Source organism: Nocardioides marinquilinus, assembly GCF_039543705.1.
Taxonomy (GTDB): Bacteria; Actinomycetota; Actinomycetes; order Propionibacteriales; family Nocardioidaceae; genus Nocardioides; species Nocardioides marinquilinus.
In genome coordinates, this window is sequence record NZ_BAABKG010000004.1 from 81,102 (window position 1) to 96,628 (window position 15,527).

Annotated in this window: 14 protein-coding genes; 10 read left to right on the top strand and 4 right to left on the bottom strand. The window is 74.2% G+C overall.

The genetic code is table 11. The features are described 5' to 3' along the window. Positions 1-133 precede the first annotated feature (133 nt). Positions 134-2,170 carry an NAD(+) synthase gene (locus ABEA04_RS15820; RefSeq protein ID WP_345460624.1) on the top strand — a complete coding sequence of 679 codons (2,037 nt, stop codon included), beginning with the start codon at positions 134-136 and terminating at the stop codon, positions 2,168-2,170. Positions 2,171-2,176: 6 nt separating this feature from the next. Here the strand turns inward: ABEA04_RS15820 and ABEA04_RS15825 are convergent, their stop codons facing one another. Continuing rightward, entirely contained in the window at positions 2,177-2,971 is a 795-nt protein-coding gene (locus tag ABEA04_RS15825) for an aldo/keto reductase (RefSeq protein WP_345460626.1), read from the bottom strand. Positions 2,972-3,497: 526 nt separating this feature from the next. Between ABEA04_RS15825 and ABEA04_RS15830 the strand changes: the two genes are divergently transcribed. The 3 genes from ABEA04_RS15830 to ABEA04_RS15840 all read left to right on the top strand — a co-directional run bounded on the left by ABEA04_RS15830 (position 3,498) and on the right by ABEA04_RS15840 (position 5,150). Further along, complete coding sequence (locus tag ABEA04_RS15830; protein ID WP_345460629.1) at positions 3,498-4,136, top strand: hypothetical protein; 639 nt, start codon at positions 3,498-3,500, stop codon at positions 4,134-4,136. A 185-nt stretch (positions 4,137-4,321) separates the two neighbouring features. After that, positions 4,322-4,711 carry a hypothetical protein gene (locus tag ABEA04_RS15835; RefSeq protein WP_345460632.1) on the top strand — a complete coding sequence of 130 codons (390 nt, stop codon included), beginning with the start codon at positions 4,322-4,324 and terminating at the stop codon, positions 4,709-4,711. A 55-nt stretch (positions 4,712-4,766) separates the two neighbouring features. Then, on the top strand, positions 4,767-5,150 hold the full coding sequence (locus ABEA04_RS15840) for a hypothetical protein (RefSeq protein ID WP_345460635.1): 384 nt from the start codon (positions 4,767-4,769) through the stop codon (positions 5,148-5,150). A 676-nt stretch (positions 5,151-5,826) separates the two neighbouring features. On the opposite strand, the gene ABEA04_RS15845 is transcribed toward ABEA04_RS15840, so the two are convergent. Together ABEA04_RS15845 and ABEA04_RS15850 are read right to left on the bottom strand one after the other, a co-directional pair. Continuing rightward, entirely contained in the window at positions 5,827-7,137 is a 1,311-nt protein-coding gene (locus ABEA04_RS15845; RefSeq protein ID WP_345460638.1) for a sensor histidine kinase, read from the bottom strand. A 28-nt stretch (positions 7,138-7,165) separates the two neighbouring features. Then, positions 7,166-7,852 carry a response regulator transcription factor gene (locus ABEA04_RS15850; RefSeq protein ID WP_345460641.1) on the bottom strand — a complete coding sequence of 229 codons (687 nt, stop codon included), beginning with the start codon at positions 7,850-7,852 and terminating at the stop codon, positions 7,166-7,168. A 113-nt stretch (positions 7,853-7,965) separates the two neighbouring features. Here ABEA04_RS15850 and ABEA04_RS15855 point away from each other — a divergent pair, with 113 nt between their 5' ends. The 5 genes from ABEA04_RS15855 (at position 7,966) to ABEA04_RS15875 (ending at position 14,214) form a co-directional block, all read left to right on the top strand. After that, positions 7,966-8,421 (top strand): hypothetical protein, encoded by a 456-nt coding sequence (locus ABEA04_RS15855; RefSeq protein ID WP_345460644.1) that lies wholly within the window; start codon positions 7,966-7,968, stop codon positions 8,419-8,421. 101 nt (positions 8,422-8,522) lie between these two features. Further along, positions 8,523-9,860, top strand: a complete 1,338-nt coding sequence (locus ABEA04_RS15860; RefSeq protein ID WP_345460647.1) for a glutamine synthetase family protein — start codon at positions 8,523-8,525, stop codon at positions 9,858-9,860. Between the two features lie 10 nt (positions 9,861-9,870). Next, positions 9,871-10,590, top strand: a complete 720-nt coding sequence (locus ABEA04_RS15865; RefSeq protein WP_345460650.1) for a type 1 glutamine amidotransferase — start codon at positions 9,871-9,873, stop codon at positions 10,588-10,590. Beyond that, entirely contained in the window at positions 10,587-13,598 is a 3,012-nt protein-coding gene (locus ABEA04_RS15870; protein ID WP_345460653.1) for a bifunctional [glutamine synthetase] adenylyltransferase/[glutamine synthetase]-adenylyl-L-tyrosine phosphorylase, read from the top strand. The genes ABEA04_RS15865 and ABEA04_RS15870 overlap by 4 nt, the downstream gene beginning before the upstream one ends. Positions 13,599-13,842: 244 nt before the next feature. Continuing rightward, positions 13,843-14,214 carry a hypothetical protein gene (locus ABEA04_RS15875; RefSeq protein ID WP_345460656.1) on the top strand — a complete coding sequence of 124 codons (372 nt, stop codon included), beginning with the start codon at positions 13,843-13,845 and terminating at the stop codon, positions 14,212-14,214. A gap of 171 nt (positions 14,215-14,385) precedes the next feature. Here ABEA04_RS15875 and ABEA04_RS15880 read toward each other — a convergent pair whose 3' ends face one another. Continuing rightward, the gene (locus ABEA04_RS15880) at positions 14,386-15,123 is read right to left on the bottom strand and encodes a response regulator transcription factor (RefSeq protein ID WP_345460659.1); all 738 of its coding nucleotides are present in this window, start codon (positions 15,121-15,123) and stop codon (positions 14,386-14,388) included. A gap of 35 nt (positions 15,124-15,158) precedes the next feature. Between ABEA04_RS15880 and ABEA04_RS15885 the strand changes: the two genes are divergently transcribed. Further along, on the top strand, positions 15,159-15,527 hold the full coding sequence (locus tag ABEA04_RS15885) for a metallopeptidase family protein (protein ID WP_345460662.1): 369 nt from the start codon (positions 15,159-15,161) through the stop codon (positions 15,525-15,527).

The window sequence follows — 15,527 nt, forward strand, 5'->3', positions numbered from 1 at the left end:
CAGGGCTCCTCGCACCTCGACCATCGTCCGGGGCCGACTTCACGATGGTCGAGGTGCGAGGCCGGCCACGGCCGAGCCTCGAGACCTCGTGACGCCCCGACAGCTGGCCCGACGCCGTCCCTAGACTCGGACCGTGGACTTCTACTCCGCGTACGCCCACGGCTTCGCGCGGGTGGCGGCCTGCACGCTGCCGGTCGCGATCGCCGACCCGGCCACCAACGCCGCGCGGCACGTCGAGCAGCTGCGGGCCTGCCACGACGACGGGGTCGCCGTCGCGGTCTTCCCCGAGCTGTCGCTCACCGGCTACTCCGTCGACGACCTGCACCTGCAGGACACGCTGCTCGAGGCGGTGCTGGACGCCGTCCGCACCATCGTCACGGCCAGCGCCGAGCTGACGCCGATCGCCGTCGTCGGCGCGCCGCTCGTGCACGGCACGCGGGTGCTCAACTGCGCGGTCGTCGTCCACCGCGGGCGGGTGCTCGGCGTGGCGCCGAAGTCGTACCTGCCGACCTACCGCGAGTTCTACGAGCGCCGCTGGTTCGCGCCCGGCGACGATCGCCGCGGCTCGACCATCGACCTGAACGGCGCGACCGTGCCGTTCGGTCCCGACCTGCTCTTCGAGGCCACCGACGTGCCCGGGCTGCGGCTGTTCGTCGAGGTGTGCGAGGACATGTGGGTGCCGGTGCCGCCGAGCGCCGAGGCCGCGCTGGCCGGCGCCACCGTGCTCGCCAACCTCTCGGGCAGCCCCATCACCGTCGCCCGCGCCGAGGACCGCCGGTTGCTCGTGCGCGGCGCCAGCGCCCGGTGCTCGGCCGCCTACGTCTTCAGCGCCGCCGGTCAGGGCGAGTCGACGACCGACCTGTCGTGGGACGGCCAGACGATGGTCTACGAGTGCGGCGACCTGCTCGGCGAGACCGATCGGTTCCCGGCCGAGGCGCAGCGCACCGTGGTGGACGTCGACCTCGACCGCATCCGCCAGGAGCGCCTGCGCCAGGGCACCTTCGACGACAACCGCCGCACCCACGACGAGCGGGTGCGGGCGTTCCGCACCGTGCCGCTCGAGCTGCGGCCGCCGTCCGGTGACGTCGGCCTGCGTCGCAAGGTCGACCGCTTCCCCTTCGTGCCGGACGACGCCGAGCGGCTCGCGCTCGACTGCTTCGAGGCCTACAACATCCAGGTCTCCGGGCTCGAGCAGCGGCTGACCGCGATCGGCCAGCCCAAGGCGGTCATCGGGGTGAGTGGCGGCCTCGACTCGACCCACGCGCTGATCGTGGCCGCGAAGGCGATGGACCGGCTGGGCCGGCCGCGCTCCGACATCCACGCCTTCACGATGCCGGGGTTCGCCACCGGCGAGACGACGCGCTCCTACGCGACCCGGCTGTCGGCGTCCCTGGGCGTGACGTTCGAGGAGCTCGACATCCGGCCCGCGGCCGAGCAGATGCTCGCCGACCTCGACCACCCCTACGCCGACGGGCAGCCGGTCTACGACGTCACCTTCGAGAACGTGCAGGCCGGCCTGCGCTACGACTACCTGTTCCGGCTGGCCAACCACCGCGGCGGCATCGTCGTCGGCACCGGTGACCTGTCCGAGCTGGCGCTCGGCTGGTGCACCTACGGCGTCGGCGACCAGATGTCGCACTACAACGTCAACGCCGGGGTGCCGAAGACGCTGGTGCAGCACCTGATCCGCTGGGTGGCCGAGTCGGGCCAGTTCGACGCCGAGACCGCCGGGCTGCTCGAGGAGATCGTCACCCAAGAGATCACGCCCGAGCTGATCCCCGAGCAGGAGGGCGTGAAGCCGCAGGCCACCGAGGACACGGTCGGTCCCTACCCGCTGCAGGACTTCACGCTCTACCACGTGCTGCGCCGCGGCCACCGGCCCTCGAAGATCGCCTTCCTGGCCTGGCACGCCTGGCGCGACGCAGCCGCCGGCGAGTGGCCGCCCGGCTACCCAGAGGAGCGGCGCGCCGCCTACGACCTCGCCACCGTCAAGCACTGGCTCGAGGTGTTCTGCCGGCGGTTCTTCGCCAGCCAGTTCAAGCGCTCCGCGCTGCCCAACGGACCGAAGGTCGCGGCCGGCGGCACCATGTCGCCGCGTGGCGACTGGCGCATGCCGTCGGACGCCGCACCGACGGCCTGGCTGGCCGAGCTGGCGCGGGTGCCCGACTGATACCTGCTAGCCGCCGAGAGCGTCGAGCGCGGCGACGTCGTCCGCACTCAGCTCGAAGCCGCCGACGTCGGCGTTGGCTCGGATGCGGTCGGGGTTCGCCGACTTCGGGATGACGACGATGCCGTGCTGCACGTGCCAGCGCACCAGCACCTGCGCGGGCGTGCGGCCGAGGCGCTCGGCGATGCCGACGACGGTCGGGTGCTCGAGCGTGCCGCCCTTGAGCGTGCTGTACCCCTCGAGGACGACGTCGCGCTCGCGGTGGGCGGCGACGGTGCCGGCGTCGAAGAGCAGCGGGCTCCACTCGACCTGGTTCACCGCAGGGCGGACGCCGGTGGCGTCGGTGACCTCGTCGATGAGCGCCGGGTCGTAGTTGCTGACGCCGACCTCGCGGGCCAGGCCCTCCTGCTGCGCCTCGACGAAGCGCTGCCACAGCTCGACGTCGCGGCCCGCGCCGCCGACCGGCCAGTGCACCAGCCACAGGTCGACGTGGTCGGTGCGCAGCTGCTCCAGGCTCGCGCGCAGCGTGTCGAGGGCGCGGTCGGCGCGGTCGGGCGGGCACTTGGTGGTCACGAAGACCTCCTCGCGCGCGACGCCGCTCTCGGCCAGCGCCCGGCCCACCTCGGCCTCGTTGCGGTACATCGTGGCGGTGTCGAGGTGGCGGTAGCCGGCCTCGAGCGCCGCGCCGGTGGCGCGCACGGCGTCGTCCCCGCGCAGCTGCCAGGTGCCGAAGCCGAGCAGCGGCATCGCGCCGCCGTTCGGCAGGGCGGCGGTCTCGGTGGGGACGTCGGGGGTCTCGGCCATGCCTCGAGCCTAGGCACGCCCGTACGCCCCGCTGCTGACCTGCCGGGGTGGTCGGGCGCGGCCGGGACGTCGGCCGGGCCGCACGAACCGTGCGATCGCTCGGGTCAGGACGCCGCTGGGTGGCCTGGGCTGCATGACCCGTGCGATCGCTCGGGTCAGGACGCCGCTGGGTGGCCTGGGCTGCGTGAACCGTGCGATCGCTCGGTTGAGGACGGCGCGGGGTGGCCTGGGCTGCGTGAACCGTGCGATCGCTCGGGTCAGGACGCCGCTGGGTGGCCTGGGCTGCGTGAACCGTGCGATCGCTCGGTTGAGGACGGCGCGGGGGTGGCCTGGGCTGCACGAACCGTGCGATCGCTCGGTTCAGGACGCCGCGGGGTGGCCTGGGCTGCATAAACCGTGCGATCGCTCGGTTCAGGCGACCCCTCGACCGGGCGAACCAGCGCGACGGCCGACAACTTTCCGCGCCCGGGTGCGGTCACACCTTCCGACAGCACCGACCGCCCTGCCTCGGAAAGGTTCCACCACCATGCGCTCTCTCACCCGTCTCGCCGCCGCGGCGGCCCTGGCCGGCCTGACCCTGCTGCCCGCCGTCGGTGCCCCAGCCGGCGCGGTCGAGCCCTCGGCGTCCGGCACCACCGTCGTCACCGGTGCCGCTACCGGCACCGCGACCTACGGCGTCCCGGAGTCGCAGAAGATCACCTTCGCCGTCGACGGCTGCGACCGCTGCGGCATCACCCTCGCCGCCTACGACGGGCAGCGCAGCTGGAGCTCGCGCAGCAAGCAGGTCGGTCCCGACCACCGCGTCACCTTCACCGTGCCGCAGCGCTGGGTCGACGGCGTCAGCGCCGCCATCAGCTCGCCGTGGGAGAAGCGGCTCGGCTACGTCTCGCAGGTGGTCTTCCGCTACGGCGGCGAGAAGACCGGCGACCGCGTCACCGTTGCCGAGGCCCGCACGAAGAGGAAGGGGTCGCTGTGCCTGGCCAGCGACCCGTCGCAGGTGCGCAGCACCGTGCCGCTCACGGTGCGCAAGGTGCGCGTCGAGGGTGTCGGGGGCCGCACCGACGGCACCCTCGCCTTCGCCACCCGTACGCAGCGGCCCGCCCCGATGACGCGGATCTTCGGCGGCGTCGGCGGCGCGCAGGACGTGCCGCCCTGCCAGGGCTGAGCCACCGCACCACGCACAGTCACCGCTCCACCACCGGCCGGAGGGCCCGGGTCACGCGACCCGGGCCCTCCGGCTTCTTCGCGTCTTAACGGCGCCTTAGCCGCCGGCTGGTTCGGGGTTAGCGCGCGCCGTCGGATGCTCGTCCCGTCACCGAGACCAGCAGCAGCACAGGACGGAGCACCAGCATGAAGAAGAAGGCCTGGTCGATCGGAGCCGCCGGTGTCGTCGGCGCCGTCGTCGTGGCGGGTGTCGGCGTCGGCGCCTGGGCGGCGTTCGCCGACGACGGCGAGACCACCGACCGGGGCACCTGCGCCGGCACCGCCTACGAGATCAGCGTCGAGCCCGACGACGGCGGGCTCGAGCTCAGCTACGAGCTGCAGTCGACCGGGCCCGGCGAGGTCTGGCAGGTGCTGGTCGAGCAGGGCGGCACCCAGGTGCTCGCCGGCGAGCGCACCACCGACGAGGACGGCGAGCTCGACCTCGACGCCGCCGTCGACCGGGACGGCGCCGACGACTTCACCGTCACCGTCACCCCCGCCGAGGGCGAGACCTGCACGGCCACCCTCACCCGCTGACCCCCGCACCACTCATCCACCCACCAGCACCACCCACCACTCAGGAGCACCCACCATGAAGCGCATCATCGCCACCACCGCCGTCACGGCCATCGCCGTCCCCACCGCCCTGCTGGCCGCCGCGCCGGCCCAGGCCGACGGCTTCGACCGCGAGAAGCAGGGCCGCTGCGGCGGCGGGGTCTACGAGCTCTCCGTCGACCGCGAGGACGGCGTCTACGAGATCTCGGCCGACCTCGACCGCGTCGCCCCCGGCAGCTCGTGGCGCGTCGTGCTGAAGCAGGACGGCAAGGTCATCGCCAACGTCGTCCGCAAGGCCGACCGCGAGGGCGACCTGGACGTCGACCGCGTGCGCCGCGACACCCGCGGCACCGACACCTTCGCCTTCACCGCCAACCGCCTCAACGGCGCCGCGAAGTGCGGCGCCAGCGTCGTCGCCTGACCCGCACCCGCTCGACCCACCGCGGCCGCCGTCCACCCGGACGGTGGCCGCGCTGCGTTCCCACCCGTCGTCGGGCGAGGCCGGCCCCACGGACCCTGAGCTCGTCGGAGGGAACCCCGCGCGGACGTCGGCGTGGTGGGCCGGTGGTCTCGACGACGCTCGTTCCTCGCTGCTCGACCACCGGCGTCAGCCCTTCGACAGGCTCAGGGTCCGTGGGTCGGGTCTGCCTGGAGGGCCGGTGGTCGAGCAGGCCGAGCGTCTGCGCGAGGCCGTCGTCGAGACCCCGGGAGGTCGACGCGAACCCGGCCCCACGGGCCCTGAGCTTGTCGAAGGGAACCCCGCGCGAACGTTCGCGTGGTGGTCCGGTGGTCTCGACGACGCTCGTTCCTCGCTGCTCGACCACCGGAGCCGTCCGGTGGTCGAGCAGGCCGAGCGTCTGCGCGAGGCCGTCGTCGAGACCCCGGGAGGTCGACGCGAACGTTCCCGTGGACGTCCGGTGGTCTCGACGACGCTCGCCGGGGCTCGCTGCTCGACCACCGGAGCCAGCCCTTCGACAGGCTCAGGGTCCGTGGGTCGGTCGTGCGTGGAGGGCCGGTGGTCTCGACGACGCTCGTTCCTCGCTGCTCGACCACCGGATCGGTCGCACGGTGCACGCGAACGCGCGCACCAGGACGCCTCAGGCGCCGCCGAGGGTGACGGCGACGCGGGTGCCGCCGAGGGGGGAGCGGGTGAGGTCGAGGCGGCCGCCGGACTCGGTGGCGGTGCGGGCCACGATCGACAGGCCGAGGCCGGTGGAGCCCGAGCCCGACCGCCCCCGGGCGACGACGTGCCCCTCGGGCAGGCCGGGGCCGGCGTCGTCCACGACGAGCACCAGCCCGTCGTCGGCGGCGGAGAGCCGGACGGCGACGGCGGCGTCGTCGGGGGTGTGGCTGAAGACGTTGTCGAGCAGCACGTCGACCAGCGCGACGAGGTCGCCCTCGCCGGCGCGCACCGCGACCGGCCCCGTGACCTCGGACCCGACCTCGAACGGCCGGCCCTGGTCGTCGGCGAGCGGGCGCCAGAACTCCACCCGCTCGACGAGCGTGGTGACGCCGTCCACGACGCCCACGAGCCCCTCGCGCTCCGAGCGCCGCGCCTCGCGGACGACCGCGTCGACCGTCGCCTGCAGCTCGTCGAGGTCGGCGGCGAGCCGGTCGCGCTCGCTGGGGTCGTCGAGCCGGCCGGAGAGCGCGTCGATGCGCAGCCGGAGCGCCGTCATCGGCGTCCGCAGCCGGTGCGAGACGTCGGCGATGCCGGCCCGCTCGCGCTCCAGCAGCACCTCGACCCGGTCGACGAGACGGTGCAGCGCGACGCCGAGCTCGCGCACCTCCTTGGGGCCCTCGACCGGCGGGGGCTCGGCGCGGGGGCCGGTGCCCAGGCCCTGCGCGTAGCCGGCCAGGCTGCGGATCGGGCCGGTGAACGAGCGGCCCAGCCGGTCGGCCAGGAACAGTGCGCCGGCGAGCAGCACCAGCCCGAGCGCCACGAGGATCGCCCAGCTGCGCACCAGCTCGGGCTCGAGCCCCGGCGTGGGCACGAAGATCCGCACCACCGGCGTCTGCTCCGGCCCCGCCGAGCTGCGGCCGAGCGAGACCGGCACCAGGATGACGGTGCCGCCGTCGACGTCGTCGACGCGCGCCGTCCCGGTGTTGCGGGCCTGCACGATGCGGGCCCGCTCCTCCTCGCCGGGCGCTGGGCCGAGGACGGCGCCGTCGGGCATCAGCACGGTGGTGACGTTGTCGTCGGCGGCGTTGACCCGCTCGACGTAGACCGAGATGGTGCCGACGTCGCCGGAGGAGACCACGGTCTCGGTGGCCTGCACCTCGAGGGCGGCGCGGGCGAGGCGGTCCTCGAGCACGTAGCTGCGCAGCAGCACCGCCATCGGGATCACCATCGCGAGCAGCACCATCGTCAGCGCCGCCGCCACGGTGAGCGTGAGCTGTCGGCGCACCTCAGCCGCCCGTCATTCCGTCGACCGCTCAGCCCGGCTCGCCGAGGCGGACGCCGACGCCGCGCACCGTGTGCAGGTAGCGCGGCTCGGCGGCGGTCTCGCCGAGCTTGCGGCGCAGCCACGACAGGTGCACGTCGACGGTCTTGTCCGACCCGCCCCACGGCTGCTGCCACACCTCCACCAGCAGCTCGCGCTTGGTGACCACCTCGCCCGGCCGCTCGGCGAGGTGGCGCAGCAGGTCGAACTCGCGCGGGCTGAGGTCGAGCGGCGCGCCGGCGAGGGTCGCGCGGCGTCCGGGCACGTCGATCTCGAGGTCGCCGACCACTACGTTCTGCCGGGTGCGCGCGCCCCCGCCGCCGGTGCGGCGCATGACCGCCCGGATGCGCGCCTCGAGCTGGGTGGTCGTGTAGGGCTTGACGACGTAGTCGTCGGCGCCGGCGTCGAGGCAGCCGACCAGCGACGGGTCGTCGTCGCGCGCGCTGGCCACGATCACCGGCACGTCGCTGACCGCCCGCAGCATCGAGAGCACCTGCGTGCCGTCGACGTCGGGCAGGCCGAGGTCGAGGATGACGAGGTCGGGCTTGGAGTCGACCGCCAGCTGCAGGCCCTGCATGCCGGTGGACGCCGAGGCCACGGCGTAGCCGCGCTCGTCGAGCGAGCGCATCAGCAGCGGCCGGATGCGGGCGTCGTCCTCGATGATGAGCAGCTGCACCACGACGCCGAACCTAGCGCCCGGGCCCCCGCGTCCGGTGGCGCCGCGGGCCGTCTTAGCCGCGCCTTAACCGCCGCTTGGGCTCGCGATGGGACGGGGTCGGCCATGATCGGGGCGTGGTCCGTCCGACCCCGCGCACCCTCGGCTACCTCGCCGCCTGGCTGGGCGCCGCCGTCGTCGCGGTCGCCGTCGGCCTCTTCGCGGTCACCGGCGTCGGCGCGAGCGTGCGCGACCGCGGTCCGCTCACCGGCCAGGCCCAGGCGGTCGAGGCGGCGCTGGCCGACCAGGAGGGCTTCGTGACGCCCGACCCGGACGCCGAGCGCACCAGCCGGGTCTTCGAGGGCGAGTACGGCTCGTTCACCGTCAGCTGCCAGGGCGCGGTGGCGTACGGCGACGCCGTCGACCCCGCCCCCGGCTGGCGTGCGCTGCCCTACGAGCAGGGTCCGGACGACGACATCGACGTCCTGTTCGCGTCGGGCAACCGCTCGATCGAGCTGGAGGTCTACTGCAACGACGGCGAGGCCACCATCAGCGACCGCGAGGTCAAGACGCTGCCCGACGAGGACGACTGACCCACCCGACCGGGCCGGGCGTCGTACGAGCCGGCAGCGGGAGCAACCACGACGCATGACGCCCCACGGGTCGGCACCACCGCTGCCCCTACGCTGACGCCATGGGCAAGCAGGAGGACTTCGTGCTGCGGGCGCTCGAGGAGCGCGACGTGCGCTTCGTGCGGCTGTGGTTCACCGACGTGCTGGGCTTCTTGAAGTCGGTGGCGGTGGCGCCGGCCGAGCTCGAGGGGGCCTTCGAGGAGGGCATCGGGTTCGACGGCTCGGCCATCGAGGGCTTCGCCCGGGTCTACGAGGCCGACATGCTGGCCAAGCCCGACCCGTCGACGTTCCAGCTGCTGCCGTGGCGCTCGGAGGACCCCGCCACGGCGCGGATGTTCTGCGACATCGTGATGCCCGACGGCTCGCCGTCGTACGCCGACCCGCGGTTCGTGCTCAAGCGCACGTTGAGCAAGGCGGCCGAGCAGGGCTTCACCTTCTACACCCACCCCGAGATCGAGTTCTACCTGTTCAAGGACACCCCGCAGGCGGGCGTCGAGCCGGTGCCGGTCGACCGCAGCGGCTACTTCGACCACACCGCGCAGTCGATGGGCGCCGACTTCCGCCGCGTCGCGATCACGATGCTCGAGTCGATGGGCATCTCGGTGGAGTTCAGCCACCACGAGGGCGGCCCGGGCCAGCAGGAGATCGACCTGCGCTACGCCGACGCGCTGAGCACCGCCGACAACATCATGACCTTCCGCACCGTCATCCGGGAGGTGGCGCTGAGCCAGGGCATCTGGGCGACCTTCATGCCCAAGCCGTTCACCACCCACCCCGGCTCGGGCATGCACACCCACGTCTCGCTGTTCGAGGGCGACCAGAACGCCTTCTACGAGGCCGGCGCCGAGTACCAGCTCAGCCAGACCGGACGCCGCTTCATCGCCGGCGTCCTGCGGCACGCGCCCGAGATCAGCGTGGTCACCAACCAGTGGGTCAACTCCTACAAGCGGCTGATGTTCGGCGGCGAGGCGCCGTCCTACGTCTGCTGGGGCCACAACAACCGCTCGGCGATGGTGCGGGTGCCGATGTACAAGCCGCTCAAGCACGCCTCGACGCGCGTCGAGCTGCGCACCGTCGACGCCGCCTGCAACCCCTACCTCGCCTTCGCCGTCATCCTCGCCGCCGGCATGAAGGGCATCACCGAGTCCTACGAGCTGCCGCGCGAGGCCGAGGACGACGTGTGGACGCTCTCCGAGCGCGAGCGGCAGAGCCTCGGCATCGACCCGCTGCCGAAGAACCTCGACGCCGCCATCACGATCGCCGAGCGGTCCGAGCTGCTGGCCGAGACCCTCGGCGAGACGGTCTTCGACTTCTTCCTGCGCAACAAGCGCGCCGAGTGGGACGCCTACCGCGGGCAGGTGTCGGCCTTCGAGCGCGACCAGATGCTGCCGGTGATCTGAGGCGGTGGCCGTGACGGCGGACGACGTGACCGGGCCGCGCCTGCTCGTCGTCGAGCACCAGGCCACCTGCCCGCCGGGCCCGCTCGGCGCCTGGCTGGCCGAGGCCGGCTGCACGCTCGACGTCGTGCGGCCCTACGACGGCGACCCGCTGCCCGGCCTCGACGGCCACGACGGCCTGCTGGTGATGGGCGGGTCGATGGACGCCTTCGACGACGACGTCCCGTGGCTCGCCCCCACCCGTGCGCTGGTCGTGGACGCCGCCGAGCGCGGCGTCCCGGTGCTCGGGGTGTGCCTGGGCCACCAGCTCGCCGCGCTCGCGCTCGGCGGCACCGTCGGCCGCAACCCGCGTGGCCAGCAGGTCGGCCTGCGCGACGTCGGCCGCACCGAGGCCGCCGCCACCGACCCGCTGCTCGCCGAGGTCACCGGACCCGCCGTGTTCTGGAACCAGGACGTCGTCCTCGAGCCGCCGCCCGGCGCCGTCGAGCTGGCCCGGGCCGCCACCGGCGAGCTGCAGGCGGCGCGCTGGGCCGACCGGGTGTGGGGCCTGCAGTGGCACCCCGAGGCCGACGCGGCGATCCTCGACGACTGGGCCCGCAAGGACGCCGAGCGCCACCTCGAGCGCGGCCTCGACCAGGCGGAGGTGCTCGCCGCCGTCGACGCCGCCCGCGACGGGCTCGACCGCGACGGGCACCGGCTGGCCGCCGCGTTCGCCCGCGAGGCGGGCGCGTGAGCCGGCCGACCTCGAGCAAGGCGGCCCTGCTGCGGCACGGCTTCGAGGACGCCGACGCCGCCCGCGCCCACCTGACCGCGCTCGAGACCCCCACCCGCCCGGTCGAGCCGCTCGTCGCCATCCTCGGCCGCACCGCCGACCCCGACGCCGCGCTGGCCGCGCTGGTGCGCCTGGCGGAGGCGTGCGACGACGCCGCCACCGACGGCGGGCGCGACGCGCTGCTCGACGCGCTGGTCGACGACGAGGGCACCGCGATGCGGCTGTGCGCCGTCCTCGGGGCGAGCGAGGCGCTGGCCGACCACCTCGCGCGCCACCCCGGCCACTGGCGCGAGCTCACCGACCCCACCCTCGGCTGCACCCGCCCGGCCGCCTTCGCGGTGCGGGCCGGGCTGCTGCGGGCCGTGGGCGCCGAGCCCGGGCCGGGGGACGACGTCCCCGTCGCGACCAGGCCCGACGCCGAGGCGGTCGACGCGTTGCGCGTGGAGTACCGCCGGGTGCTGCTGCGGCTCGCCGCGCGCGACCTCGCCCACGAGCTCGGGGTCGACGACGTCGCCGCCGAGCTGTCCGACCTCGCCGCCGGCACCCTCGAGGCCGCGCTCGCCGTGGCCCGGCAGCGGGTGGGGGAGGAGGCCGCCTCGGTGCGGCTCGCGGTCGTCGCCATGGGCAAGTGCGGCGGGCACGAGCTCAACTACGTCTCCGACGTCGACGTCATCTTCGTGCACGAGCCGACCGACCCCGAGGCCACCGGCGAGCAGGCCGCGCTGAGGACGGCGACCGCCCTGGCCCGCCACCTGATGCGCGCGTGCTCCGACCACACCGGCGAGGGCACGATCTGGCCGGTCGACGCCGCTCTGCGGCCCGAGGGCACGCGCGGCCCCCTCAGTCGCACGCTCGCCGGCCACGGCGGCTACTACGAGCGCTGGGCCGAGCCGTGGGAGTTCCAGGCGCTGCTCAAGGCGCGACCGGTCGCGGGCGACCTCGACCTCGGTCGCGAGTACGTCGCGCTGGTCGGCCCGATGGTCTGGTCGGTCTCCCAGCGCACCGGCTTCGTCGACGGCGTGCGGGCCATGCGCCGGCGGGTCGTCGAGCACATCCCGGCCCGCGAGGCCGGGCGCCAGCTCAAGCTCGGCTCGGGCGGCCTGCGCGACGTCGAGTTCGCCGTCCAGCTGCTGCAGCTGGTGCACGGTCGCGTCGACGAGCAGATCCGTTCCTCGGCCACCCTCAGCGCGCTGGCCGACCTCACCCGGCTCGGCTACGTCGGCCGCGACGACGGCGACGCGCTGCACGAGGCCTACGCCTTCCTGCGCACCCTCGAGCACCGGCTGCAGCTGCACCGGCTGCGGCGCACGCACGTGGTGCCCGACGACGAGGCCTCGCTGCGCCGGCTGGGCCGCGCGCTGGGGTTCCGTCAGGACGCCGCCACCTCGCTCGAGAAGACCTGGGAGCACCACCGTCGCGAGGTGCGCCGGCTGCACGAGAAGCTCTTCTACCGACCGCTGCTCGGGGCGGTCGCCCGGGTGCACGGCGGCGAGGTGCGGCTGACCTCCGAGGCGGCCGGCGACCGGCTCGCGGCGCTCGGCTACGCCGACCCACAGGCGGCGCTGCGCAACCTCGAGGCGCTCACCTCCGGCGTCTCGCGCACCTCCACGCTGCAGCGCGCCCTGCTGCCGGCGATGCTCGGCTGGTTCGCCGAGGGCGCCGACCCGGACGCCGGGCTGTTCGGCTTCCGTCGCATCAGCGAGAGCCTCGGCTCGACGCCGTGGTACCTGCGCACCCTGCGTGACGAGGGGCAGGTGGCCGAGCGGCTGGCGCAGCTGCTGTCGTCGTCGCGCTACCTCACCGGGCTGCTCGAGCGGGAGCCCGAGGGCGTGCGCATCCTCGGGGCCGACCTCGCGCCGCTGTCGGCCGAGGCGATCACCGAGGCGATGGGGGCGGCGGCCTCGCGGCACGACGACCTCGACCTGGCCGTGCGGGCCGCGCGCGCCGTCCGCCGTCGCGAGCTGTTCCGGGTGGCGGCCGGCGACCTGGTCGGCCTCACCGACGTCGCCGACGTCGGCGCCGGGCTGTCGCGCATCACCGACGCCACCCTCGAGGTGACCCTCGACGCCGCCGGCCGCTCCGTGCGCGCGCAGCGCGGTCTCGACGAGGCGCCCACCCGCATCGCGATCGTGGCCATGGGCCGCTACGGCGGCTTCGAGCTCTCCTACGGCAGCGACGCCGACGTCCTGTTCGTGCACCGGCCGGTCGAGGGAGCCGACGCCCACGTGGCCTCGACCTACGCCACCGCGGTGGTCAACGAGGTGCGCCGGGTGCTGGCGCTGCCCGGGGCCGACCCCGCGCTGGTGATCGACGCCGACCTGCGCCCCGAGGGCAAGCAGGGACCGCTCGTGCGCACCCTCGACTCCTACGCCGCCTACTACGCGCGGTGGTCGGAGGTCTGGGAGGCCCAGGCGCTGCTGCGGGCCGACGCCGTGGTCGGCGACCCCGAGGTCCGCGCGGCGTTCGAGGCGCTCATCGACCCGCTGCGCTACCCCGAGCGGGGCCTGTCGGACGACGACGTGCTCGAGGTGCGGCGCATCAAGGCCCGCGTCGACCGCGAGCGGATGCCGCGCGGTGCCGACCCGCAGCTGCACCTCAAGCTCGGCCGCGGCGGCCTGGCCGACATCGAGTGGACCGTGCAGCTGCTGCAGCTGCGCCACGCCCACGAGGTGCCCACGCTGCGCACGCCGCGCACCCTCACCGCGCTGCAGGCCGCGCGCGACGCCGGCCTGCTCGAGCCGGACGACGCCGAGCGGCTCGCCCACGGCTGGCGCACCGTCAGCCGGGTGCGCAACGCCGTCGTCCTCGCGCGGGGCAAGGCCTCCGACCAGCTGCCGCGCGACACCCGCGAACGGGCCGCCGTGGCCTCGATCCTGGGCTACGCGCCGGGTGGCACCGACGAGATGGTCAACGACTACCTGCGCACCACGCGGCTGGCCCGTGACGTCGTCGACCGGGTGTTCTGGTGAGACGGGTGAAATCTCCGCCCGTTCGGTCGTCGGCGTAAAGATGTGTCATAATCGGTGTCAAGCGCGGACCGTGGTCGAGCCCCCCAGAGATCACGGTCCGCGCCCATGCCTTTTTCGGGCACCGACTCGCCCCGTGATCGGTCCTGGGGGCGCGGGTTTGCGGGTTTCTTGAGGTTCTCGGTGTGGTCGCCTTGATCGGCGCGGCAGCACCATGGGTCCACCCCCGATCCAGAAGGACTCCGCGATGACCGTCTTCGACGCCACGACGCTGCAGCACCTGGTCGACGACGACTCCGGCAGCTCGTTCGTGCTCGACCTGGCCCGCACCTACCGCCGGATGCTGCCCACCCGCGTCTCGCGCACCGTCGTGGCCGTGATGACCTTCGACGCCGAGGACGCCCTCGACACGGTGCTGAGCCTGAAGGTCTCCTCGACCATGACCGGGGCCCTCGAGCTCGCCGACCTCGCCGCCACCATCGAGGCCGACCTGCGCGCCGGCGACCTGCGCCGCGCCCACGCCCGCGTCGACCTGCTCGCCCCCGCCGCCGAGCGCGCCGACGCCGCCATCGGCGCCTGGCTCGCCACCGTCACCCCCCGCCCCACCGCCGCCGTCTGACGCAGGGACGTCGCCGCCGACCCGACCCACGGACCCTGAGCCTGTCGGAGGGCACAGGGCGGCCCCACGGTGGTCGAGGTGCGAGGAGCCCTGGCGACGAGCCTCGAGACCCCGGGACGTGCACGGAAACCCGACCATGCGCGAGGCACTCGTCCCTCGCGGAGCCACGGCTCATTCCATCCGGTAGCCGACGCCCCGGACGGTGCGGATGAGCTTGTCGGGGCCGGAGGAGTCGCCGAGCTTGCGACGCAGGTTGCCGATGTGCACCTCGACGAGGTGGGTGTCGGCGGCCCACTCGGTGCCCCACACCGAGCGCAGCAGCGCCTCGCGGGTCCAGACCCGGGCGGGGGTGCGCATCAGCTCGGTGAGCAGGTCGAACTCGGTGCGGGTGAGCACCAGCTCGTCGGCGCCGCGGAAGGCGCGGCGGCCGTCGACGTCGACGCGCAGCTGCCCGTGCTCGAGCACCTCGTGGTCGGGGACGGCGGGCGCGGCCGGCGCGGCGCCGTCCGAGGTGTGGCGCGGACGGCGGAACAGCGCGTTCACGCGCGCCTTCAGCTCGCGCACGCTGAAGGGCTTGGAGAGGAAGTCGTCGGCGCCGGTCTCGAGTCCGAGCAGCCGGTCGATCTCGTCGTCGCGGGCGGTGATCATGACGACGTAGGCGTCGGTGATCTCGCGGATGCGGCGGCACGCCTCGATGCCGTCGATGCCCGGCAGCCCGATGTCGAGCGTGACCAGGTCGGGGTCGAAGCGGCGCACGGCCTCGACGCCGTCCAGCCCGGTCTCGACCGAGCGGACGTCGAAGCCCTGGGTGCTGAGCGTGAACTCGATGAGCGAGCGGATGTCCTCGTCGTCCTCGACGACGACGGCGCGTCGCTCCGGCGTGGCGGGCGGCGGCGTCCCCTGTGACACGGGGCGGAGTCTGCCAGACCCGGCACACTGGTGGGGTGCGTGCCGACCTCGTGCCCCCCGACGAGTTCGACGAGATCGTGCAGCAGGCCCTCGACCGGTTGCCCGACGAGGCGATCGAGCTCATCAAGAACGTGGCCGTCCTGGTGCGCGAGCAGCCGCTGCCGTCGGAGCGGGTGCCGGGACGCCGCCTGTTCGGTCTCTACCGCGGCGTGCCCCGCACCCGCACCGGCGACCGGGTGCCCGGCAGCCTGCCCGACACCATCACGTTGTACCGCCGCGCGATCCTCAGCGACTGCGCCACCGTCGACGACGTGCCCGACCGCGTGATGAAGGTGCTCGGGCACGAGGTCGGGCACGCCTTCGGGCTCAGCGAGGCGCAGCTGCGGGCCCACGGCTGGTACTGA